General features: G+C 33.7%; 20 protein-coding genes. 18 read left to right on the top strand and 2 right to left on the bottom strand.

Annotated elements, in window-relative coordinates; translation table 11 throughout:
* The first annotated feature begins 327 nt into the window (after nt 1–327).
* The 14 genes from CD041_RS03425 (at nt 328) to hfq (ending at nt 16,121) form a co-directional block, all read left to right on the top strand.
* Nucleotides 328–948, top strand: a complete 621-nt coding sequence (locus tag CD041_RS03425; RefSeq protein WP_037542965.1) for a poly-gamma-glutamate hydrolase family protein — start codon at nt 328–330, stop codon at nt 946–948.
* Between the two features lie 57 nt (nt 949–1,005).
* Nucleotides 1,006–1,299, top strand: coding sequence for a thiamine-binding protein (locus CD041_RS03420; protein WP_002492111.1), 294 nt, complete (start codon nt 1,006–1,008; stop codon nt 1,297–1,299).
* Between the two features lie 186 nt (nt 1,300–1,485).
* A complete protein-coding gene (gene miaB, locus CD041_RS03410; RefSeq protein WP_002459250.1) occupies nt 1,486–3,030 on the top strand; it encodes a tRNA (N6-isopentenyl adenosine(37)-C2)-methylthiotransferase MiaB in 1,545 nt (514 codons plus the stop codon).
* The gene (locus CD041_RS03405; RefSeq protein WP_002459249.1) at nt 3,031–3,399 is read left to right on the top strand and encodes a YlbF/YmcA family competence regulator; all 369 of its coding nucleotides are present in this window, start codon (nt 3,031–3,033) and stop codon (nt 3,397–3,399) included.
* 18 nt (nt 3,400–3,417) lie between these two features.
* On the top strand, nt 3,418–3,906 hold the full coding sequence (gene thiW / locus CD041_RS03400; protein WP_002459248.1) for an energy coupling factor transporter S component ThiW: 489 nt from the start codon (nt 3,418–3,420) through the stop codon (nt 3,904–3,906).
* Nucleotides 3,907–4,093: 187 nt separating this feature from the next.
* Nucleotides 4,094–6,703: a DNA mismatch repair protein MutS gene (gene mutS / locus CD041_RS03395; protein ID WP_002478264.1), complete on the top strand. Its 2,610-nt coding sequence runs from the start codon at nt 4,094–4,096 to the stop codon at nt 6,701–6,703.
* A gap of 16 nt (nt 6,704–6,719) precedes the next feature.
* A complete protein-coding gene (gene mutL / locus CD041_RS03390; RefSeq protein ID WP_062077581.1) occupies nt 6,720–8,633 on the top strand; it encodes a DNA mismatch repair endonuclease MutL in 1,914 nt (637 codons plus the stop codon).
* Between the two features lie 14 nt (nt 8,634–8,647).
* Nucleotides 8,648–9,181, top strand: coding sequence for a glycerol-3-phosphate responsive antiterminator (locus CD041_RS03385; RefSeq protein ID WP_002459245.1), 534 nt, complete (start codon nt 8,648–8,650; stop codon nt 9,179–9,181).
* Nucleotides 9,182–9,510: 329 nt separating this feature from the next.
* Complete coding sequence (locus CD041_RS03380) at nt 9,511–10,329, top strand: MIP/aquaporin family protein (protein WP_002459244.1); 819 nt, start codon at nt 9,511–9,513, stop codon at nt 10,327–10,329.
* A gap of 92 nt (nt 10,330–10,421) precedes the next feature.
* Nucleotides 10,422–11,921 (top strand): glycerol kinase GlpK, encoded by a 1,500-nt coding sequence (gene glpK / locus CD041_RS03375; protein WP_002459243.1) that lies wholly within the window; start codon nt 10,422–10,424, stop codon nt 11,919–11,921.
* 143 nt (nt 11,922–12,064) lie between these two features.
* Nucleotides 12,065–13,738 carry a glycerol-3-phosphate dehydrogenase/oxidase gene (locus CD041_RS03370; RefSeq protein WP_037542961.1) on the top strand — a complete coding sequence of 558 codons (1,674 nt, stop codon included), beginning with the start codon at nt 12,065–12,067 and terminating at the stop codon, nt 13,736–13,738.
* A 251-nt stretch (nt 13,739–13,989) separates the two neighbouring features.
* The gene (locus CD041_RS03365) at nt 13,990–14,925 is read left to right on the top strand and encodes an alpha/beta fold hydrolase (protein ID WP_002459240.1); all 936 of its coding nucleotides are present in this window, start codon (nt 13,990–13,992) and stop codon (nt 14,923–14,925) included.
* A gap of 6 nt (nt 14,926–14,931) precedes the next feature.
* Nucleotides 14,932–15,885, top strand: a complete 954-nt coding sequence (miaA, locus tag CD041_RS03360; protein WP_002459239.1) for a tRNA (adenosine(37)-N6)-dimethylallyltransferase MiaA — start codon at nt 14,932–14,934, stop codon at nt 15,883–15,885.
* Nucleotides 15,882–16,121, top strand: a complete 240-nt coding sequence (gene hfq / locus CD041_RS03355) for an RNA chaperone Hfq (protein WP_002459238.1) — start codon at nt 15,882–15,884, stop codon at nt 16,119–16,121. Before miaA ends, hfq begins: the two co-directional genes overlap by 4 nt.
* A gap of 160 nt (nt 16,122–16,281) precedes the next feature.
* Here the strand turns inward: hfq and CD041_RS03350 are convergent, their stop codons facing one another.
* A complete protein-coding gene (locus tag CD041_RS03350; RefSeq protein ID WP_002459237.1) occupies nt 16,282–16,758 on the bottom strand; it encodes a glutathione peroxidase in 477 nt (158 codons plus the stop codon).
* Nucleotides 16,759–16,868: 110 nt separating this feature from the next.
* Between CD041_RS03350 and hflX the strand changes: the two genes are divergently transcribed.
* The 4 genes from hflX (at nt 16,869) to glnA (ending at nt 21,491) form a co-directional block, all read left to right on the top strand.
* A complete protein-coding gene (hflX, locus tag CD041_RS03345; RefSeq protein WP_080606584.1) occupies nt 16,869–18,107 on the top strand; it encodes a GTPase HflX in 1,239 nt (412 codons plus the stop codon).
* An 18-nt stretch (nt 18,108–18,125) separates the two neighbouring features.
* On the top strand, nt 18,126–19,364 hold the full coding sequence (locus CD041_RS03340) for a methionine gamma-lyase family protein (RefSeq protein ID WP_002478257.1): 1,239 nt from the start codon (nt 18,126–18,128) through the stop codon (nt 19,362–19,364).
* A gap of 428 nt (nt 19,365–19,792) precedes the next feature.
* Nucleotides 19,793–20,131, top strand: a complete 339-nt coding sequence (locus tag CD041_RS03335) for a MerR family transcriptional regulator (RefSeq protein WP_012990857.1) — start codon at nt 19,793–19,795, stop codon at nt 20,129–20,131.
* Nucleotides 20,132–20,150: 19 nt separating this feature from the next.
* Entirely contained in the window at nt 20,151–21,491 is a 1,341-nt protein-coding gene (gene glnA / locus CD041_RS03330) for a type I glutamate--ammonia ligase (protein ID WP_037544561.1), read from the top strand.
* A gap of 393 nt (nt 21,492–21,884) precedes the next feature.
* Here glnA and CD041_RS03325 read toward each other — a convergent pair whose 3' ends face one another.
* Nucleotides 21,885–22,910, bottom strand: coding sequence for a threonine aldolase family protein (locus tag CD041_RS03325; protein ID WP_002459231.1), 1,026 nt, complete (start codon nt 22,908–22,910; stop codon nt 21,885–21,887).
* Nucleotides 22,911–23,024 lie beyond the last annotated feature (114 nt).

The raw sequence follows: 23,024 nt of genomic DNA, 5'->3' as shown, positions 1-23,024 counted from the left end.
AAAGACGCGAAGCCATACAACATAGAGTATTAAATATAAAATAAGGAAGCGGGACAGCATTCATTTTGAGTTCTTATTTCCACCCAGTCAAGGTTGACTAGGATAGAAAAAGCTGGGTATCAGTGCATTTTCAATTTAGTCTACTATTGTCAATATATAGTTAAGAGCCTCGAACATAATAATCATGTTTGAGGTTCTATTATTTTGGATTATGTCTCTGCTGTTTATTTTTAATAAATTGAAATTTTATTTATTTTCTGTAAATCACTTTTATAACTTCTAAAATAGGTAATATGAAATATAAGTTGTATAAAGGAGTGATGTATGATGGATAAATTTAAAACGATGGAGACATTGGAACAACAAACAGCTGAACATCAAGATTGGAAGATTGAAACGGAAGATAATCACAGTCAAGTGGTTATTATTGCCCCACATGGTGGCGGAATTGAGCCAGCAACTACAGAGTTAACAAAACTGATAGCCAAAGAAGGTAACTATAATTACTTTGTTTTTAATGGAATGAGAAGTAAGGGGAATCAAGAACTGCATGTGACTTCAATTCATTATGATAATAAAATAGCGATAGATCTTGTAAAACGGAGTGAAAGAACAATTGCTATACATGGATGTAAAGGTGAAAGTCCAATAGTCTATATTGGAGGTAAAGATGAACTGCTGAGTAAAAAAATAAGCAATAGTCTGAAACAAATAGGTATAAAAGTGGCGCATGCCCCAAGCAACATGTCAGGCAAACAATCAAATAATATTGTTAATTGTAATCAACTTGGTGCGGGTGTACAACTAGAATTAACATCGGCACTCAGAAAACAATTATTTAAAAATGGAAAATACGGCTATCACAATCGAACTAATAAAGATAATTGGAGTAACTTAATGTATCAGATAGCACAAGCAATTGTAGAATCAACATCTCAAGTTAACTAAATATAAGATAAAAATGATATGATGAACATAAAGAACAATTTTTTCGAGGTGATAATGATGCAAGATACATTAATGAGTATTCAAATTATACCAAAGACACCACAAAATGATGATGTAATCCCATATGTTGACGAAGCTATTAAATTGATAGAACAATCTGGACTGCATTATCGAGTAGGTCCGCTTGAAACAACAGTACAAGGTGAAATGAGTGCTTGTTTAATTCTCATTCAAAAATTGAACGAGAGAATGGTTGAATTAGAATGTTCAAGTATTATTAGCCAAGTTAAGTTTTATCATGTACCCGAAGGTATTTCGATTGAAACTTTAACAGGAAAATATGATGGATAAGCTACGATTTAAATAATAAATAGTGATGGGGTAAGCTTAAAGGACAATGTATTGACCTTTTTCTTGCCCTAATTTTTTTATAATAAAGATGTCTTTAAAATTCAGAATGAAGGCATTTTGCACTTTATAGCTAAATTTAATATAATGGAATAATGATAAAAAGGGCATATGGAAAGGATTTTTTAAGTGAATGAAGAGCAAAGAAAAGCTGGTACGATAGATATTTTAAGTGAACGTAATAAAAAAGAAGAAAAAGATTATAGCAAGTACTTTGAGACGGTTTATCAGCCGCCTAGTTTAAAAGAAGCTAAAAAACGTGGGAAACAACAAGTACAATATAATCGAGATTTTCAGATAGAGGATAAATATCGCAATATCGGTCAAGGACGTACATTTTTAATTAAAACATATGGTTGTCAGATGAATGCGCACGATACAGAAGTAATGGCCGGTATTTTAGAAGCACTAGGTTATCAATCCACCTCTGATATTCAAGAAGCAGATGTCATACTTATAAACACTTGTGCTATCCGTGAAAATGCCGAGAATAAGGTGTTTAGTGAGATTGGAAATTTAAAACACCTAAAGAAAAATAGACCTGATTGCCTAATTGGTGTTTGTGGTTGTATGTCGCAAGAAGAATCAGTAGTCAATAAAATTTTAAAGTCATATCAAAATGTCGATATGATTTTTGGCACACATAATATCCATAAATTGCCAGAAATTCTTGAAGAGGCATATATGTCTAAAGCAATGGTTGTTGATGTGTGGTCCAAAGAGGGGGACATCATTGAAAACTTGCCGAAAGTGAGAGAAGGCAATATTAAAGCATGGGTGAATATCATGTATGGTTGTGATAAGTTTTGTACGTATTGTATTGTTCCTTTCACAAGAGGAAAAGAACGTAGTCGTAGACCAGAAGATATTATTGCGGAAGTCAAAGAACTTGCACGTGAAGGTTATCAAGAAATCACGTTATTAGGTCAAAATGTTAACTCTTATGGGAAAGATATTGAAGATATAGATTATGAGCTTGGCGACTTACTTGAAGCTATTTCTAAAATTGATATTCCTAGAGTTAGATTTACAACAAGTCATCCATGGGATTTTACTGACAGAATGATACAAGTGATTGCGCAAGGTGGTAATATTGTGCCACATATTCATCTTCCGGTTCAATCAGGAAATAATGCAGTGTTAAAAATTATGGGGCGTAAATATACGCGTGAAAGTTATTTAGAATTAGTATCAAAGATTAAAGCGGCTATTCCGAATATTGCTTTAACAACTGATATCATTGTTGGCTACCCTAACGAAACAGAAGATCAATTTGAAGAAACGTTAACACTATACGATGAAGTGGCTTTCGAACATGCTTATACGTATTTATACTCGCAGCGCGATGGTACACCAGCTGCTAAAATGAAAGATAATGTACCGCTAGAAGTGAAAAAACAACGATTACAACGTTTAAATCAAAAGGTTGGACAGTATTCACAACAAGCTATGAGCCATTATGAAAACACAACTGTGACTGTATTATGTGAAGGCACAAGTAAAAAAGATGACACAGTACTAGCTGGATATACTGGTAAAAATAAATTAGTGAATTTTAAAGGTCCTAAAGAAGCGATTGGTCAATTAGTAGAAGTGAAAATTGATGAAGCTAAACAATATTCATTAAATGGTACCTTTGTTAGATTCACTCAACAAACGTTGGTGACGCCTTAAATGTATTCAAAAAAAGATATTTTAACGTATGCCGATGGGATAACAAAGAATATTGAAAAATTGGATATTATCCAAACCTATCAGCGTGTCGAACAACAAATTCATCAAAATAAGACGATTGCAACAAAGATGAATCAGCTTAAAAAGCAACAAAAGCAATCGGTCAACTTTCAGAATTATGGTAAACAACATGCGTTTGAACAATCAGAAGATGAAATTAATCATCTTGAAGCAGAAATTAATCATTTGCCTATTGTAGATGAATTTAAAAGCGCGCAATTTGAAGCTAATGAATTTCTACAATTGATGATTAGCACAATGGAAAATAGATTAAATGAACATCATACTGATGAACATAGTAATCAATAGTGAAAGGATTGTAATTTCATGAACACAAAGAAGTTAACTGTGACTGCCATACTTATTGCCATTAACGTTGTCTTAAGCAGTATCATTGTTATACCGGTAGGACCAATCAAAGCAGCACCAGTACAGCATTTTATCAATGTTTTATGTGCAGTATTTGTTGGACCATGGTATGGCTTAGCACAAGCACTTATCTCATCAATTATCAGAATCACATTTAATACAGGTAGCTTCTTTGCATTTCCAGGTAGCATGATTGGTGTGTTTTTAGCAAGTTTATTTTATATGTATAAAAAACATATCTTTATAGCTGCTATTGGAGAAGTTATTGGTACGGGTATTATTGGTAGTTTGATGTGTATACCAATGGCTTGGATATTAGGATTTCACAATTTTGTTGTTAAACCATTAATGTTAGCTTTTATTGTTTCTAGTGTGATTGGTGCAGTAATAAGCTATATATTATTGATTATTTTAAAAAAACGAGGTTTACTTGATCGCTTTAAGTAGAGCCTAAAACATTGACTTATGCGTTTATAGCTGCAAAAGTCAATGTTTTTTTATGTTAAACTTTAAAAGATAATATCAATAGGCGACTTGTTTATAGTTATGTTAAAATATATAAGTTAACGAAGGCAAATAATTTTAATAATAATATAAATCAAAAAGTAAAAAGAAATAAGGTTGTGAATAATAAATGGCAAATGTAACACCTATGATGCAACAATATTTAAACATAAAAGCACAATATAATGATTGTTTATTATTCTTTCGATTAGGCGATTTTTATGAAATGTTCTTTGATGATGCTAAAGAAGCATCACGAGTTCTTGAAATTACTTTAACGAAAAGAGATGCCAAAAAAGAAAAACCTATTCCAATGTGTGGCGTACCGTATCATTCGGCAAATAGCTATATTGAAACTTTGATAAATAATGGATATAAAGTTGCTATTTGTGAACAGATGGAAGATCCAAAGCAAACCAAAGGAATGGTGAAAAGAGAAGTAGTACGTATTGTCACACCTGGTACTGTAATGGAGCAAGGCGGGGTGGATGACAAACAAAATAATTATATATTGAGTTTTATTCAAAGACAAAATCAAATAGCACTTAGCTATTGTGATGTTTCTACAGGTGAATTGAAGACAACACAATTTGAAGGTACATCGACACTGTTAAATGAAATAACTACGATTAATCCGAATGAAATTGTTGTTAATCAAGCGTTGTCTGATGCGCTTACGCGACAAATAAATTTGACCACTGAAACGATTACAGTCAATGAATCACTTTCTCAAAACGTATATGAGGTAAATCCCAAAAAAGAAACCTTGATGTTCGAAGCAACACAATTATTGTTAGATTATATTCACCATACTCAAAAAAGAGATTTGTCTCATATTGAAGATGTGAAAGAATATGCTGCAATTGATTTTATGAAAATGGATTACTATGCAAAACGAAATCTAGAATTGACAGAAAGTATTCGATTAAAATCAAAAAAAGGCACTTTATTGTGGTTGATGGATGAAACAAAAACGCCGATGGGTGCTAGACGATTAAAGCAATGGATTGATCGTCCCTTAATTCAACAACAAGAAATAGAGCATCGCTTAAATGCTGTTGATCAGCTAATAAACGCTTTTATTGAAAGAGATACATTAAGAGGTTATTTGAATCAAGTTTATGATGTAGAGCGACTTGTTGGTCGAGTAAGTTACGGTAATGTTAATGCTCGAGATTTAATTCAATTGAAACATTCCATATCAGAAATCCCACATATTAAACAATTATTGTTAGAAATGGATCAAACATTTAGTCAGCAATTTGACAAATTGGAACCTTTAGATGACCTATTAGATGTATTGGAAAATAGTATTGTGGAAGAACCGCCTATATCTGTTAAAGATGGTGGACTATTTAAACGTGGTTTTAATCAGCAGTTAGATGAATATTTGGATGCGTCTCAAAATGGAAAAAGCTGGTTAGCGCAATTACAAGCTAGAGAAAGAGAAAAAACAGGTATTAAATCTTTAAAAATTAGTTTTAATAAAGTCTTTGGTTATTTCATTGAAATTACAAGAGCAAATTTACAAGGATTTAATCCGACTGATTATGGTTATTATCGTAAACAAACACTTTCTAATGCAGAAAGATTTATTACTGATGAATTAAAAGAAAAAGAAGACATTATACTTGGGGCTGAAGATAAAGCAGTTGAACTAGAGTATCAATTATTTGTAAAATTACGCGAGCATATTAAAACGTATACTGAGAAACTTCAGCAACAAGCAAAAATCATTTCGGAATTAGATTGTTTACAAAGCTTTGCCGAAATCGCACAACGCTATAATTACACAAGACCTCAGTTTAGCGAGAATAAGACATTGAATTTAGAAAATTCTCGTCATCCTGTTGTTGAACGAGTGATGGATCACAATGATTACGTCCCTAATGATTGCTTGTTAAATAAAGAGAACTTTATTTATTTGATAACTGGGCCAAATATGTCTGGTAAGTCAACATATATGCGACAAGTGGCTATTATAAGTATTATGGCGCAAATGGGTTCATTTGTTCCTTGTGATAAAGCGACATTACCAATATTTGATCAAATATTTACGCGTATTGGTGCTGCCGATGACTTAGTTTCAGGTAAGAGTACATTTATGGTTGAAATGTTAGAAGCACAAAAAGCATTAACTTATGCTACGGCGGACAGTTTAATAATCTTTGATGAAATTGGGCGTGGCACATCAACATACGATGGCTTAGCTTTAGCTCAATCAATGATAGAGTATGTCGCAAAAACATCACACGCTAAAACACTATTTTCAACGCATTACCATGAATTAACAGATCTAGATCAAGAATTAAGCTGTTTGAAAAATGTGCATGTTGCAGCTGACGAGTACCAAGGAGAACTTATTTTCTTACATAAGGTTAAAGATGGTGCGGTAGATGATAGCTATGGTATTCAAGTTGCCAAATTAGCAGATTTACCTAACGAAGTGATTGAAAGAGCACAAGTTATTCTTGACCAATTCGAACAAAAATCGACGCAATCGTCACAGATACGGTCGCAAGACAATAAAGATGCATATATTGCAGAATCACAATCAGCATATCTGAAAGACTCTGAAAATCAAGCTGTAAAACCAGCATATGAACAAACAACCTTTAGCTTATTCGACGATGTAACCACAGAAAGTGAAATTGAAGCTGAAATTAGAACATTAAATATTTCCAATATGACACCACTTGATGCATTAATTAAACTAAATGAATTACAAAAAAAGTTATAAAATGAGGTGAAATGAAATGGGAAAAATAAAAGAGTTACAAACCTCTTTAGCTAATAAAATTGCAGCTGGCGAAGTAGTTGAGAGACCTAGTTCAGTAGTAAAAGAATTATTAGAAAATGCAATCGATGCTGATGCAACTGAAATTAATGTAGAAGTTGAAGAATCTGGTATCTCGTCGATTCGTGTAGTTGATAATGGCTCAGGTATAGAGGCCGACGATTTAAATTTAGTGTTTCATAGACATGCTACAAGTAAGCTGCATGATGATGACGATTTGTTTCATATACGAACATTAGGATTTAGAGGCGAAGCATTAGCAAGTATCTCTTCTGTTGCAAAGGTTACTTTAACGACGTGTACTGATAACGAACAAGGTCATGAGATTTATGCTGAAAATGGTCAAATCGTGCATAAAAAGCCTGCGAAAGCTAGAAAAGGTACAGATGTTAAAGTCGAGTCATTATTTTATAACACGCCGGCACGTTTAAAATATATTAAAAGTTTATATACCGAATTGGGTAAAATAACTGATATTGTGAATCGTATGGCAATGAGTCATCCAGATATTCGTTTTTCTTTAGTATCAGATGGTAAAATAATGTTGCAAACAAATGGTTCTGGAAAAACAAATGAGGTTATGGCTGATATTTATGGTATGAAAGTAGCTAAAGATTTAGTTCATATTACTGGTGATACAAGTGATTACCATATAGAAGGTTACGTGGCTAAACCTGAACATTCTAGAAGCAATAAACATTATATTTCTATCTTTATTAATGGTCGTTATATTAAAAATTTCATTCTTAATAAAGCGATTGTTGAAGGTTATCACACGTTGATGATGATTGGTCGTTATCCAATTTGTTATATTAATATTAAAATGGATCCTATACTAGTAGATGTTAATGTACATCCCACAAAATTAGAAGTGCGATTGTCAAAAGAGGAGCAGTTGTATCAACTTATCGTTGAAAAGATAAGAGAGGCATTCCATGATCGGATTTTAATACCACAAAATAAATGGGATGAGAAGCCGAAAAAGAATAAAGTTCTGCATACATTTGAACAACAACAAATGGATTTTGAGAAACAACGACAAAATACTAACTCAAATGACACATCTAGTGAACGAGCTTCAAATGAATTAGAACAGACAACGACATCTGATGATTTCAATGAGGAAACAGTGCAACCAGTTGACTCTACTTATAATAAACGAAATTCAAATGATGATTACTTTGAACGACAAAAAGAATTTTTGTCTGAGCTAGAAAATAGTACATCTAGCAATAGTTCATTATTGGAACAAGAAGATATTAAAGGTACGGTTAGTAAGACACCATCGCGTCGTGTCCCTTATATGGAAATTGTTGGTCAAGTACATGGAACTTATATTATTGCACAAAATGAAAATGGCATGTTTATGATAGATCAGCACGCTGCTCAAGAACGGATAAAATATGAATATTTTAGAGATAAAATAGGAGAGGTTACTAATGAGGTACAAGATTTACTTATACCTATGACCTTTCATTTTTCAAAAGATGAACAAATCATTATAAACCAATATCAATCGGAGTTAGATAAAGTAGGCGTGCATTTAGAGCATTTTGGAGGTAGTGACTATATTGTAAATAGCTATCCAGTATGGTTGCCGAAAGCAGATGTTGAAGACATTATTAAAGATATGATTGAGTTAGTATTAGAACATAAAAAAATTGATATAAAAAAATTGCGCGAAGATGCTGCAATTATGATGAGCTGTAAGAAGTCAATTAAAGCAAATCACTATCTTAAAATAAATGAAATGGCAGATTTAATTGATCAGTTAAGAAAAGCCGAAGATCCATTTACATGTCCACACGGAAGACCTATTATTATTAACTTTTCAAATTATGAATTAGAAAAACTATTTAAAAGAGTTGTTTAGAAAGGACAGTGCGCATGAATGATAATGTTTTACCGGCAATTAGAAATATGAAAGATTTAGAAAAGCTGACAGAAACCGACTATAAATCTTGTGTCCTTCTAGATATGCATATAGGACATTTGAAAAGTGTTATGGAACTATTAGCACAGCATGATATCTCAGCATACATTCATGTTGATTTGATTAAAGGTATGAGTCATGATGAATTTGCTTGTGAATATATTATTCAAACCTATCAACCCAAAGGTATTGTGTCTACCAAAACAAAAGTGATTCAAAAAGCCAAATCATTAAATAAAACAACGATATTTAGAGTATTTATTATTGATAGCCAAGCATTAAATCGAAGTATTAGATTAATACAAAAGGTTCAGCCTGATTATGTAGAAGTATTACCAGGTGTTGCCAGTAAAATTGTAAAAATAATTAAACAAAGTACAAAGACAGAAGTTATCGCTGGTGGTTTGATTAGCGAAAAAAGAGAAATTGAGGAAGCTGTGTCAAATGGGGCGAGCTATGTAACTACTAGTGATCGCAGTCTTTGGTAGTTTATCAATATAACCTATGATATTAAGAATGATATTAAATGATTAACCAATAAAAATGATAAGTTTAATGATGTGTAGGTAATGAGATTAATTATATGTGGCGGGCAATAAAGTAAACCTTGACTTTGAGCCCGCTGCTTGCTTAAATAAAAAATTGTTGTAATTTTCAAATATTAGAGTAAATATAAGACTCGATTTAAAACAAAATATTGACAACGCTTACATGTCGATAGTATGATAGTCCCAAGTTAATAATAGAATAAGAGACGAGGAGATTTCTACAATGAGGTATGCATTGTGGAGATTTTTTTGTTTAGGAGGTTATTTTAATGAATGTATACGTAGCAGAATTTTTAGGTACTGCTATATTAATTTTGTTTGGTGGTGGCGTGTGCGCAAATGTTAATTTAAAGCGGACATTGGGACACAAGTCAGACTGGATAGTTATTTCGTTTGGATGGGGATTGGCCGTGACGATGGGGGTCTATGCAGTTGGTAATATTTCAGGCGCACATTTAAACCCAGCAGTTACTGTTGCTTTAGCCATGGATGGTAGTTTTAGTTGGACACAATTACCTGGTTATATTTTGGCACAAATGTTAGGTGGCATTGTCGGAGGTGTTCTAGTGTGGCTTATGTACTTGCCTCATTGGAAAGCAACTGATGATCAAGGCGCTAAATTAGGCGTCTTTTCAACTGGTCCAGCTATCAAAAATTATATGGCCAATTTTATTAGTGAGATTATTGGAACTACCATTTTGACAATGGGAATTTTATTTATAGGTATCAATAAGATTGCTGATGGGCTAAATCCCATCATTATTGGAAGTTTAATTATAGCTATTGGTCTAAGCCTAGGTGGTACAACTGGTTATGCTATTAATCCAGCACGTGATTTAGGACCGCGTATTGCTCACGCATTGTTACCTATTGCAGGTAAAGGCGCATCTAATTGGGCTTATGCAATTGTTCCGGTTCTTGGACCTATCGCCGGAGGAATGCTAGGTGCCGCATTATATCAGTTATTCTATAAAGGACATTTAACTACAATATCGATTATTGGCATTATTGTAGTTATATTAACTGTAATACTAGGTTTTGTTTTAAATAAAATTGTGCAAAGTGATGATATTGAAACGATTTATTAATTAATAATAAAATTGTGTTAGTATTGGCATGATTTAGTAGTTATTTCATTTGTACAGTTTCTAAGCTAAAAGACTAAAGGAGTGGCCATTAAATGGAAAAGTATATTTTATCAATTGATCAAGGAACTACAAGTTCTCGTGCCATTTTATTTAACAAAGATGGAGAAATCAAAGGTGTTTCACAACGAGAATTCAAACAATATTTCCCACAATCTGGTTGGGTAGAACACGATGCGAATGAAATTTGGACGTCGGTGTTATCAGTTATGGCTGAAGTATTAAATGAGAATAATGTCAATGCCAATCAGATTGAGGGGATTGGTATTACAAATCAACGTGAAACGGCAGTTGTTTGGGATAAAAATACAGGACGTCCTATTTATCATGCTATCGTATGGCAATCACGTCAAACACAAGGAATTTGTCAAGAATTAAAAGAACAAGGACATGAGGAAAAATTCCGTGATCGTACTGGATTATTATTAGATCCTTATTTCGCTGGTACGAAAGTAAAATGGATTTTAGACCATGTTGAAGGGGCACGCGAAAAAGCAGCTAATGGTGAATTGTTATTTGGAACTATAGATTCGTGGCTTGTGTGGAAACTATCTGGTAAAGAAGCACATGTTACTGATTATACCAATGCTAGCCGTACCTTAATGTTCAATATTTATGATTTAAAATGGGACGACGAATTACTTGAAATTTTGGATGTTCCACGCAATATGTTACCGGAAGTCAAAGCTTCAAGTGAAATTTATGCGAAAACAATTAGTTACCATTTCTTTGGTCAAGAAGTGCCGATTAGTGGTATTGCCGGAGATCAACAAGCTGCTTTATTTGGTCAAGCATGTTTTGATCGTGGAGATGTGAAAAATACATATGGCACTGGTGGCTTTATGTTAATGAATACAGGTGAAAAGGCTGTTAAATCTGAAAGTGGTTTATTGACGACGATTGCATATGGTCTTGATGGCAAAGTGAACTATGCGTTAGAAGGTTCTATCTTTGTATCAGGTTCGGCTATTCAATGGTTACGAGATGGTTTAAGAATGATTAATTCTGCACCGCAAAGTGAAAATTATGCGACACGTGTAGAATCAACTGAAGGGGTTTATGTCGTACCTGCATTTGTAGGATTAGGAACACCATACTGGGATGCTGAGGCACGAGGTGCAATATTCGGATTAACACGTGGCACAGAAAAAGAACACTTTATACGAGCTACTTTAGAATCATTATGCTATCAAACACGAGATGTTATGGAAGCGATGTCTAAAGATTCTAATATAGAAGTTAACAACTTACGTGTCGATGGCGGCGCAGTAAAAAATAATTTCTTAATGCAATTCCAAGCGGATATTGTGGATACGCCAGTTGAAAGACCGGAAATTCAAGAAACAACGGCGTTAGGTGCAGCATATTTAGCTGGATTAGCTGTTGGTTTTTGGGATAGTAAAGATGAAATTGCACATCGTTGGAAACTAGAAAAAGAATTCGAACCACAAATGGAAGATCAAGAACGAACTAAGCTTTATAAAGGATGGAAAAAAGCAGTCGAGGCAACACAAATTTTCAAACTTGAACAATAAACTATGAAATAGACGTAGTGTTTTAATTTGTGTTATACTTTTAATAAGTTAATATTTATCTTGAGAAGAAGAGATCTGTTTGACAGTACTTTGTATTGGGACAGGTCTCTCTTTTTTTTATCTAATATAGGAGGGGTATGACGATGACATTATCAACGTTAAAAAGAGAAGCAATCAAACAAAATTTAAAGCATAAAGATTATGATGTGGTAATTATTGGTGGAGGTATTACGGGCGCAGGTATTGCTTTAGATGCAAGCCAGCGTGGAATGAAGGTTGCATTAGTAGAAATGCAAGACTTTGCACAAGGAACGAGCTCACGCTCAACGAAGCTTGTTCACGGAGGTTTACGTTATTTAAAACAACTACAAGTAGGTGTCGTAGCTGAAACGGGTAAAGAGCGCGCCATTGTTTATGAAAATGGTCCACACGTTACAACTCCGGAATGGATGCTGTTACCTATGCATAAGGGTGGAACCTTTGGCAAATTTAGCACATCAATTGGTTTAGCAATGTATGACCGATTAGCAGGTGTTAAAAAAGCAGAGCGTAAAAAAATGTTATCTAAAAAAGAAACCTTGGCTAAAGAACCTCTAGTTAAAAAAGCAGGGTTAAAAGGCGGAGGCTACTATGTAGAATATCGCACGGATGATGCTAGATTAACAATTGAAGTTATAAAAAAAGCTGCCGAACAAGGTGCGGATATCATAAATTATACGAAATCAGAACACTTTATTTACGATACAAAACGCAAAGTGAATGGCGTAGAAGTTAAAGATCAACTTTCAAATGAAACTTATCAAATTAAAGCAAAAAAAGTAATCAATGCTGCTGGACCATGGGTTGATGAAGTAAGAAGCGGTGATTATGCTAGAAATAATAAACAATTACGTCTTACTAAAGGTATTCATGTAGTTATTGATCAATCTAAATTCCCATTACAACAAGCGGTATATTTCGATACAGAGAATGACGGACGCATGATTTTTGCCATACCACGTGAAGGTAAAGCATATGTAGGTACTACAGATACATTCTATGATAATGACAAAGCATCACCTTTAGTGACACAAGAAGATCGAGATTATATTATAGACGCTATTAATTATATGTTCCCCGATGTTCAAGTGACGGATAGTGATATTGAATCTACATGGGCTGGTGTGCGTCCATTAATTTTAGAAGAAGGCAAAGATCCTTCAGAAATATCACGTAAAGATGAAGTATGGGAAGGAGATTCAGGTCTTCTAACAATTGCAGGCGGTAAACTCACAGGATATCGTCATATGGCATTGGATATAGTTAACTTATTAGCTAAGCGATTGAAGCAGCAATATGGTTTAACATTCGATGCGTGTGCAACGAAACATTTACCAATTTCTGGTGGTGACGTTGGTGGAAGTAAGAACTTTAATCAATTTGTTGAACAAAAAGTCCAAGAAGCAAAAGCATTCCATATCGATGAAAATGTTGCACGACGTCTTGCTTCAAAATACGGATCTAATGTAGATCAATTGTTTAATATTGCACAAACTGCACAATTGCACGATATTGATTTACCACTTGAAATTTATGTTGAACTTATTTATAGTGTTCAAAATGAAATGGTATATAAACCAACCGACTTCTTGGTACGCCGAACAGGTAAATTGTATTTTAATATTCAAGATGTTTTAGCCTATAAAGCAGGTGTTATCGAAGTGTTAAGTAATTTATTGAACTATACGCCTGCGCAGAAGATACAATTCACTGCTGAACTAGATCAAGCTATTGATGAGGCTCAAACTGGCAATGATCAACCTGCTGTAAAAGCATAAGTATTATGTGTAAAAATATTGTTATATAAACGAGTAACACCTTGAAAAGTAGGCGGAGGTCTAATTTTCAGGGTGTTATTTCTTGTTTAATAATATAGGCGTTTTTACTAATTATTTTGAAGATAATGAGCTTTGGCTAAGCTTTTCAACAAAAGCAAACCATTTGATAACAGTGATAAGTAAAGGTATATTAAAATATAACACTGAATTTTATACATAGTACATGATATTTCATTTTAGGGGGCATATATGTGAGCCAAGGCACGTTTTATATCACCGTTGAAGATGGCACAATGTTGGAAGTTAAACTTAATAAAGCGCATAAGACCACAATTGGCGTAGTACATATTTTTCATGGTATGGCAGAGCATATGGATAGATATGATAATTTAGTCCATGCATTTAATCTACATGGTTACGACGTGATTCGTCATAATCATCGAGGACATGGAAAGGAAATAACGATTCATGAACGCGGACACTATGATGATTTGCGTATTGTAGCTCAAGATGCAGAAGAAATCGCACGGACAATATATGGTGACTTTGGCAAATTGCCATATATTGTTTTGGGTCACTCAATGGGGTCAATTATTGCGCGTCGTTTTGTTGAACAATACCCTGATGTTGCTGATGGCTTAATTTTGACGGGGACAGGTCAATTTCCATTATGGAAAGCCATTCCAGCAGTAGTTAGTCTTAAACTTATAGCTTTATGCCTAGGTAGAAGAAAACGTCTAAAATGGGTAAATCAACTTGTTTATAAATCATTTAATAAACGTATCGACAATCCTCAAACGCCAAGCGATTGGCTATCTTCTCAACGTGCAGAAGTAGATAAATATGTTGAAGATGAATACTGTGGCTTTTTAGTGTCTAATCAACTTATCTATCAAACGGTTAAATATATGATGGTGACATCATGGAAAAAAGAACTCAAGAAGATAAATAGTAAGCTACCGATTTTGTTGATATCAGGTAAGGAAGATCCATTTGGTGATTACGGCAAAGGTGTGCGTAAGCTAGGACGAAAATTTAAACGAGCAGGTATAAAACATATCACGGTACAACTATATAAATTCAAAAGACATGAAATATTATTTGAAGATAATTATGATTTAACATGGAATCACATGTTTGAATGGATTGAAAAACATATTTTGAAGCGAACAAACGAGAGAGGATAGTAAAATATGATGAGCAAAAAGCCGTTTATCGTTGTTGTCGTTGGTCCAACGGCATCAGGGAAAACTGAATTGAGTGTCGCCCTAGCTAAGAAAATAAATGGTGAAGTGATTAGTGGCGATTCAATGCAAGTGTACAGACAAATGGATATAGGTACAGCAAAAGTAACACAAGAAGAAATGGAAGGTGTACCGCATCATCTTATCAATATTTTAAATCCAGATGAAGCCTTTTCGGCATACGAATTTAAAAAACGTGCAGAACAATGCATCGCAGATATCACTGCGAGAGGGAAAATTCCTATTATTGCAGGCGGTACAGGTTTGTATATTCAATCACTGATTTATAATTATCCATTTGAAAAGGAAGAAATTACAGCTGAAAAGAAACGTGAAGTCGCAAAAAAAATGAATGAATTAGAAGAATTAGATAATGATCATTTACATCAATATTTAAATACATTTGATTCAAAATCTGCTTTAGAAATACACCCTAATAATCGAAAAAGAGTGCTTAGGGCAATAGAATATTATTTAAAAACAGAAAAACTTTTAAGTTCACGCAAGAAAGTTCAACAATTTACAGAAAATTATGATACATTATTAGTAGGGATTGAAATGTCGCGTGAAACATTATATTTTAAAATAAATAAACGAGTTGATATTATGTTGACCAACGGATTATTTAGGGAAGTGGAAGCACTGCTTGAATCAGGATATGAGCATGAACAGAGCATGCAAGCAATTGGCTATAAAGAGCTAATTCCTGTGGTCAAAGGTGAAGAAACATTGTCTTATGCAGTTGATAAATTGAAACAGCATTCGAGACAATATGCCAAAAGACAACTGACTTGGTTCAAGAATAAGATGAAAGTGCGATGGTTAGATAAAGAGAACATGTCGCTTCAAATGATGTTAGATGAGATTACAACCCAAATAAATAAAAGGAGTTCTGTAAAATGATTGCAAATCACAACATCCAAGACCAAACACTAGAAAATTTTAAAGTGAATCAAACAGAAGTCACTGTCTTCTTCTTAAATGGTTTCCAAATGAAAGGTGTTATTGAAGACTTTGACAAATATGTTGTCAACATCGTATCTCAAGGTAAACAACATTTGATTTACAAACATGCGATCAGTACTTTTGCTGTAGATACAGAAGGCTCAGACACTGTTGAAACAAACAGCGAAGAATAGGTTATAAGCTTACAAGCTTTTAATCATCATATCTAAGTAAGCGAAGTATTCGGTTACTACACATGTTTACAAACATAGGCGATAACACATTAAAATAATATCGTTAGTTGTTTGTAAAAAGCATCCAGCTCGCTAAAAACGAACTGGATGCCTTTTTGTGTTATAAAAGAGCTTCAATTGCTTCATGTAATTGTGCAGGTTTCTTTTGAGGAGAAAAACGTTTAACCACATGACCTTGACGATCAACTAAAAACTTCGTAAAATTCCATTTAATTTTCTCATTAAACATACCATGTTGCGCGTCAGTTAAAAATCTAAATAATGGATGTTGATGCTCTCCCTTTACATCAATTTTTTCGTGAATAGGGAATGTGACACCATAATTAATTTTACAATTTTGATTAGCTTCAGCACCAGAACCAGGTTCTTGACCACCGAATTGATTACATGGAAAACCTAATACGACAAGACCTTGTTCTTTGTATTTATCATAAATCTCTTGAAGTCCTTCAAATTGAGGTGTAAAACCACACTCACTTGCAGTATTCACGATGAGCATGACGTCCCCTTTATATTTTTCTAATTTATAGTCTTTACCATCTGAAGTTTGAACGACAATATCATAAATATTTTCCATTCTATTCACCCTTTCAATTTATCTTTAATTTAACATAATTTATGCAGATAGTCTTAAATAAAGCACTGTGTTAGAATGATTTGAGTAGCAAGATTAAGGAGATGCATACTATGGTGCAACAAGCAGCATATAGCACACAACAGAAACGAGAAACTGCAGTTCTAGTCGGTGTAAATGCCCAAGTAGATAATCAATTTGATTATGATTCAACTATGCAAGAATTACAGGCCTTATCACAGACATGCCAGCTTGAAGTGGTTAGTCAAATAACACAAAATCGACAACAAGTTGATCATAAATATTATGTTGGTAAAGGTAAAATCGATGAAATTAAAGCATTTATTGATTTACATGATATAGATGTCGTTGTAGCAAATGATGAATTAACGACAGCACAGTCCAAAAGTTTAAATGATGCGTTAGATGTTAAGATTATTGACCGCACACAACTTATACTAGAAATTTTTGCATTACGTGCTAAAAGCAAAGAAGGGAAGTTACAAGTTGAATTAGCACAGTTAGATTATTTACTACCTAGACTACAAGGACATGGAAAGAGTTTGTCACGTTTAGGTGGAGGAATAGGTACGAGAGGTCCTGGTGAAACCAAGTTAGAAATGGATCGACGACATATTCGAACACGAATAAATGAAATTAAACATCAATTACAGACAATAGTTGAACATCGAGAAAGATATCGAAATAAACGCGAGCAAAATCAAGTATTTCAAATAGCATTAGTTGGCTATACTAATGCAGGTAAATCGTCATGGTTTAATGTATTGTCTGGTGAAAGTACTTATGAGCAAAATCTATTGTTTGCTACGCTAGACCCTAAAACTAGACAAATCCAGCTAAATGAAGGATTTAATGTGATAATTACGGACACAGTAGGATTTATTCAAAAACTACCAACAACTTTAGTAGCTACATTTAAATCCACTTTAGAAGAAGCCAAAAATGCTGATATATTATTACATATAGTTGATGCGAGCCACCCTGAATTTCGCTCACAATACGAAACAGTCAATCAGTTAATTCAAGAATTAGATATGGACCAAATTCCACAAGTTGTACTGTTTAACAAAAGAGATTTATGTCCTTCTACAATGGCTTTACCAATGTCATCATCATTATTTGAATTTGTATCGACACAGCATCATTCAGATATTACAAAGGTCAAAGCGTTGTTAATTAAACAAATAAAAGAAAGTTTAACTTATTATTCAGAAACAGTGGCAAGTTCCAATGCACAACGCATATACTTTTTGAAACAGCATACACTAATAGAAGAAATGAACTTTAATCCTCAAAACAATTGTTATGAGGTTACGGGATATAGAAAATAACAAAAAGGAAGATTATACATGTCAGATTTAACACACACAATTGCAGAAGTAGAAGATATCTTAGCACCATTTTTTCAACAGATTGAAGACATTGCACTTTTGAATCAGGAAAAAGTACTAGCAGCATTTCATCATGTAAAAGCAACAGAAAGTGATTTACTAGGAACTACTGGTTATGGATATGATGATATTGGAAGGCAGCATTTAGAAGAGATTTATGCACATACATTTCGAGCACAATCAGCTTTGGTGCGTCCGCAAATTATTTCAGGTACACATGCGATTACAATAGCGCTTCAAAGTATGTTAAAGCATGGAGATGAACTACTTTATATTACTGGAAGTCCATATGATACTTTATTAGAAGTTATAGGCGTCAATGGTAATGGTATCGAAAGTTTAAAAGAGCATGGCGTTAAATATCGTGATATTCCATTAAAAGATGGTGATATAGACACTTCACAAGTTTTGAGCACGATTACTGATAAAACAAAAGTAGTTGCTATACAACGCTCTAAAGGATATGATCAACGACCATCTCTTAATATTGATAAAATTGAATGTGCTATTCAAAAAATTAAAGCACAATATCCGCATGTTATTATTTTTGTAGATAATTGCTATGGCGAATTTGTTGAAACACGAGAACCAATTGAATGTGGTGCAGATTTAATGGCAGGATCACTGATTAAAAATCCTGGTGGTGGTTTAGCTAAAATTGGTGGTTACATCGCAGGTCGTGAAGATTTAATTGAACGTTGTGGTTATCGACTAACGGCACCTGGAATTGGGCGTGAAGCAGGGGCTTCGGTCTATGCACTTCATGAAATGTATCAAGGCTTCTTCTTAGCACCACACGTAGTGAGCCAAAGTTTGAAAGGCGCTTTATTTACGAGTCTTTTATTAGAGAAAATGCACATGCACACAACGCCCAAATATGATGTACCACGCACTGATTTAATCCAAACAGTACAATTTGAAACAAAAGAACAAATGATTTCTTTCTGTCAAAGTATTCAACATGCGTCACCTATAAATGCACATTTTAGTCCAGAGCCAAGTTACATGCCTGGTTATGAAGATGATGTCATTATGGCTGCAGGCACTTTTATCCAAGGTGCATCTATCGAATTATCTGCAGATGGTCCAATTCGTCCACCATATGAAGTTTATGTCCAAGGCGGTTTAACTTATGAGCACGTTAAGCTAGCGATTATTTATGCAGTAAAACAATTACAAGAGCAACAATTAGTATAATAAGAAACATTTTAGAATATAAATGTAGTGGATTCAAATTGGAACACCAAAACTTTTTCTTTGGATATGGTTCTTACAATATTGGGTAGCGTAGATTAATTTATATCAGGATTTTATACAAAAGGCACCTCGTTCATTTAGTTTAGTAAAGTTTATTAAATGATACGAAAGTGTCTTGTTTTTTTAAGCATTTCAATATAAGACGACATGTTAATACGTATTATTTATGGCGAGACTCCTGAAAGAGCAGTGTCAGTCTATTTTATAAACCACATGACTTCGTATGATTAAGATTAATGAAGTATTAACCATTCTATGTTAGAAAACCTGACATATTTTTGTATTATAAAAAAAAGTATGCTAAATTGTTAACAAGTTCAAAAGTAGAGGTGAGGTTATTAGTGTCTAATGATAAATTAAGGCGTAATATGGCCGTATTCTCTATGAGTGTTGTAAGTAAATTAACGGAATTATCAGCAAGACAAATCCGTTATTACGAAACACATGAACTGATAACGCCCGAACGAACAGCAGGAAATAAACGATTATTTTCAATGAATGATTTGGAACGACTTTTAGAGATTAAAGCGCTTTTAGAAAAGGGTTTTAACATCAAAGCAATCAAACAAATTATTTTAGATGATCAAGGGCATTTAACAACTGATGAACAAGAGACTAGAAAAAGAATGATTGTAGATGCAACGCAAAAACCCATAGGTGAAGCATTGCCAATAAATCGTGGAGATTTATCCAGATTTATTAAATAAAGTAGTGGAGGATTCAAATATGCCAAAACGTACATTCACAAAAGATGACATTCGTAAATTTGCAAAAGAAGAAAATGTAAGATACTTACGCTTACAATTCACAGATATTTTAGGAACAATAAAAAATGTAGAAGTTCCAGTAAGCCAATTAGAAAAAGTGTTAGATAATGAAATGATGTTTGATGGTTCTTCAATTGAAGGATTTGTTCGTATTGAAGAATCAGATATGTATTTACATCCAGATTTAGATACATGGGTTATTTTCCCATGGACAGCAGGACAAGGTAAAGTAGCACGATTAATTTGTGACGTATATAAAACGGATGGTGAACCTTTTGAAGGGGATCCACGTGCGAACTTAAGACGTGTCTTGAAAGAAATGGAAGACATGGGTTATACAGACTTTAACCTTGGACCTGAACCAGAATTCTTCTTATTCAAATTAGATGAAAAAGGTGAACCAACACTTGAGTTAAATGACGATGGTGGATACTTCGATTTAGCACCAACTGACTTAGGTGAAAACTGCCGCCGTGATATCGTTTTAGAACTTGAAGACATGGGCTTTGATATCGAAGCAAGTCACCATGAAGTAGCACCTGGTCAACATGAAATTGATTTTAAATATGCAGATGCGATTTCAGCATGTGATAATATTCAAACATTTAAGTTAGTTGTAAAAACGATTGCACGTAAACATAATTTACACGCAACATTTATGCCAAAACCATTGTTCGGTGTAAACGGTAGCGGTATGCACTTCAATGTGTCATTATTCAAAGGTAAAGAAAATGCCTTCTATGATCCAAATGGTGAAATGCAATTAACAGATGACGCATATCATTTCACAGCTGGTATTTTAAATAATGCACGTGGCTTCACAGCTGTATGTAATCCGATTGTAAACTCATACAAACGCTTAGTACCAGGTTATGAAGCACCATGTTATATCGCATGGAGTGGTAAAAACCGTTCTCCATTGGTTCGTGTACCTTCATCAAGAGGGTTATCAACACGTATTGAAGTGCGTTCAGTAGATCCAGCGGCAAATCCTTATATGGCGCTTGCAGCTATTTTGCAAGCAGGGTTAGACGGTATTAAAAATAAAACAGAAGTACCAAAACCAGTGAACCAAAATATTTACGAAATGAATCGTGAAGAACGTGAAGCTGTTGGCATTCATGACCTTCCATCAACACTTTATACAGCATTAAAAGCAATGCGTGAAAATCCAACGATTAAAAAAGCATTGGGTAACCATATTTACAATCAATTTATTAATTCTAAATCAATTGAATGGGATTATTACAGAACCCAAGTTTCTGAATGGGAGCGCGACCAATACATGAAACAATATTAATCGCTAAGCAAACAGGGGACCGACTTAGGGATAACAAGGAGTTAAGGCACTTTGCCTTAGCTTCTTTTTTATATAAAAGTGGACAACTAACCTATAAAAGAAAGCTATTTTTTCATTGGATGGTCAACTATTGGGCAACTCATTTTAAAATATATTCTTGATATATTTCTCAAAGTTTTCATTAGTATCATCATTCATCTTAAATTATTACAGAATGTTTAGACTTGATTAGAAAAGGTTTATATACTCTTTCAAATCACCAAGGTAATACGTTTTAAACTATAAAAAAAGAGTAGATAACAAATATTGTCAAAAACATTGTTATCATACTCAAAAATTTTTAGACGGCTAATTTGTTATATCTTCTTTAGTTAAAAATATAAGTATTTTCTATTATATTAATTCTAATAATTGATTGACATTTTCTTCAGTTGTTGCCCAACTTGTAGCAAATCTTACGACGCGATGATTTTCATCGTATTTTTCCCAAACTGCGAACTTTACTTTTTGTTGTAATTGTTGAATTTTCTCTTCGCTTAATATGAAAAATTGTTGATTCGTAGGTGAGTCGAAATAGACTCTGTAACCTTTGTCAATAAACCCTTTTTTCATTTTATTGGCCATGTGAATTGCATGACGACTGATGTCAAAATATAAATTGTTTGTAAATAATTCTAAAAATTGAATACCAACTAATCGTCCTTTAGCTAATAATGCACCGTGTTGTTTAATGCGTGTAGTGAAGTGTTTTGGTTCATTATATTGCGTAAAGACAATTGCTTCACCGCACAATGCACCAACTTTTGTGCCACCGATATAAAAAATATCACAATACTTTGCAATATCTGTGATATCTACGTCAGTTGCGTCGCTCATTACGCCATAACCCAATCTAGCACCATCCATAAATAATGGTATTTGATGCTTACGACATACTTCTGACAAAGCTTGTAACTCACTTTTTGAATAGAGCGTACCATATTCTGTAGGATGTGATATATAAACCATTCCCGGAAAGGCCATATGTTCTTTTTTGAAATCACTATTAAATGTTTCCAAATATTGTTTCACTGATTCTGCTGTAATTTTTCCTTCGTTTGATTCTAACTCTATTACTTTGTGACCGCTGAATTCAATGGCTCCTCCTTCATGAACGGCAACATGTCCTGTATTGGCTGAAATCACAGCTTCGTACGGTTCTAATACTGTACTTATAACGACTTGATTGGTTTGTGTGCCACCAACTAAAAATCTTACAGTCGCATGTGGACAGTCAATAATTTCTCTAATTTTATCAGCTGCTTGTTGAGAAAATTGGTCGGCACCATAACCGGCTTCTTGCACCATATTTGTTTCTATAAGTCGTTGTAACACTTTTTCATGTGCACCCTCTAAATAATCGTTTTCAAATGAAATCATGAAATTCCCCCTTAAATTAACAGAACTTTCTGAAAATATAATATGACAATTATAGCGCATTTTTCGTTGGAAATAAATTAAATTTCGCAATTAAATAATTGTAAGCGTTTTAAA

This window comes from Staphylococcus lugdunensis (assembly GCF_002901705.1).
GTDB classification, from domain to species: Bacteria; Bacillota; Bacilli; order Staphylococcales; family Staphylococcaceae; genus Staphylococcus; species Staphylococcus lugdunensis.
Note: the sequence above shows the minus strand (reverse complement) of the source record. Positions and strands in the feature narration are given on the sequence as shown.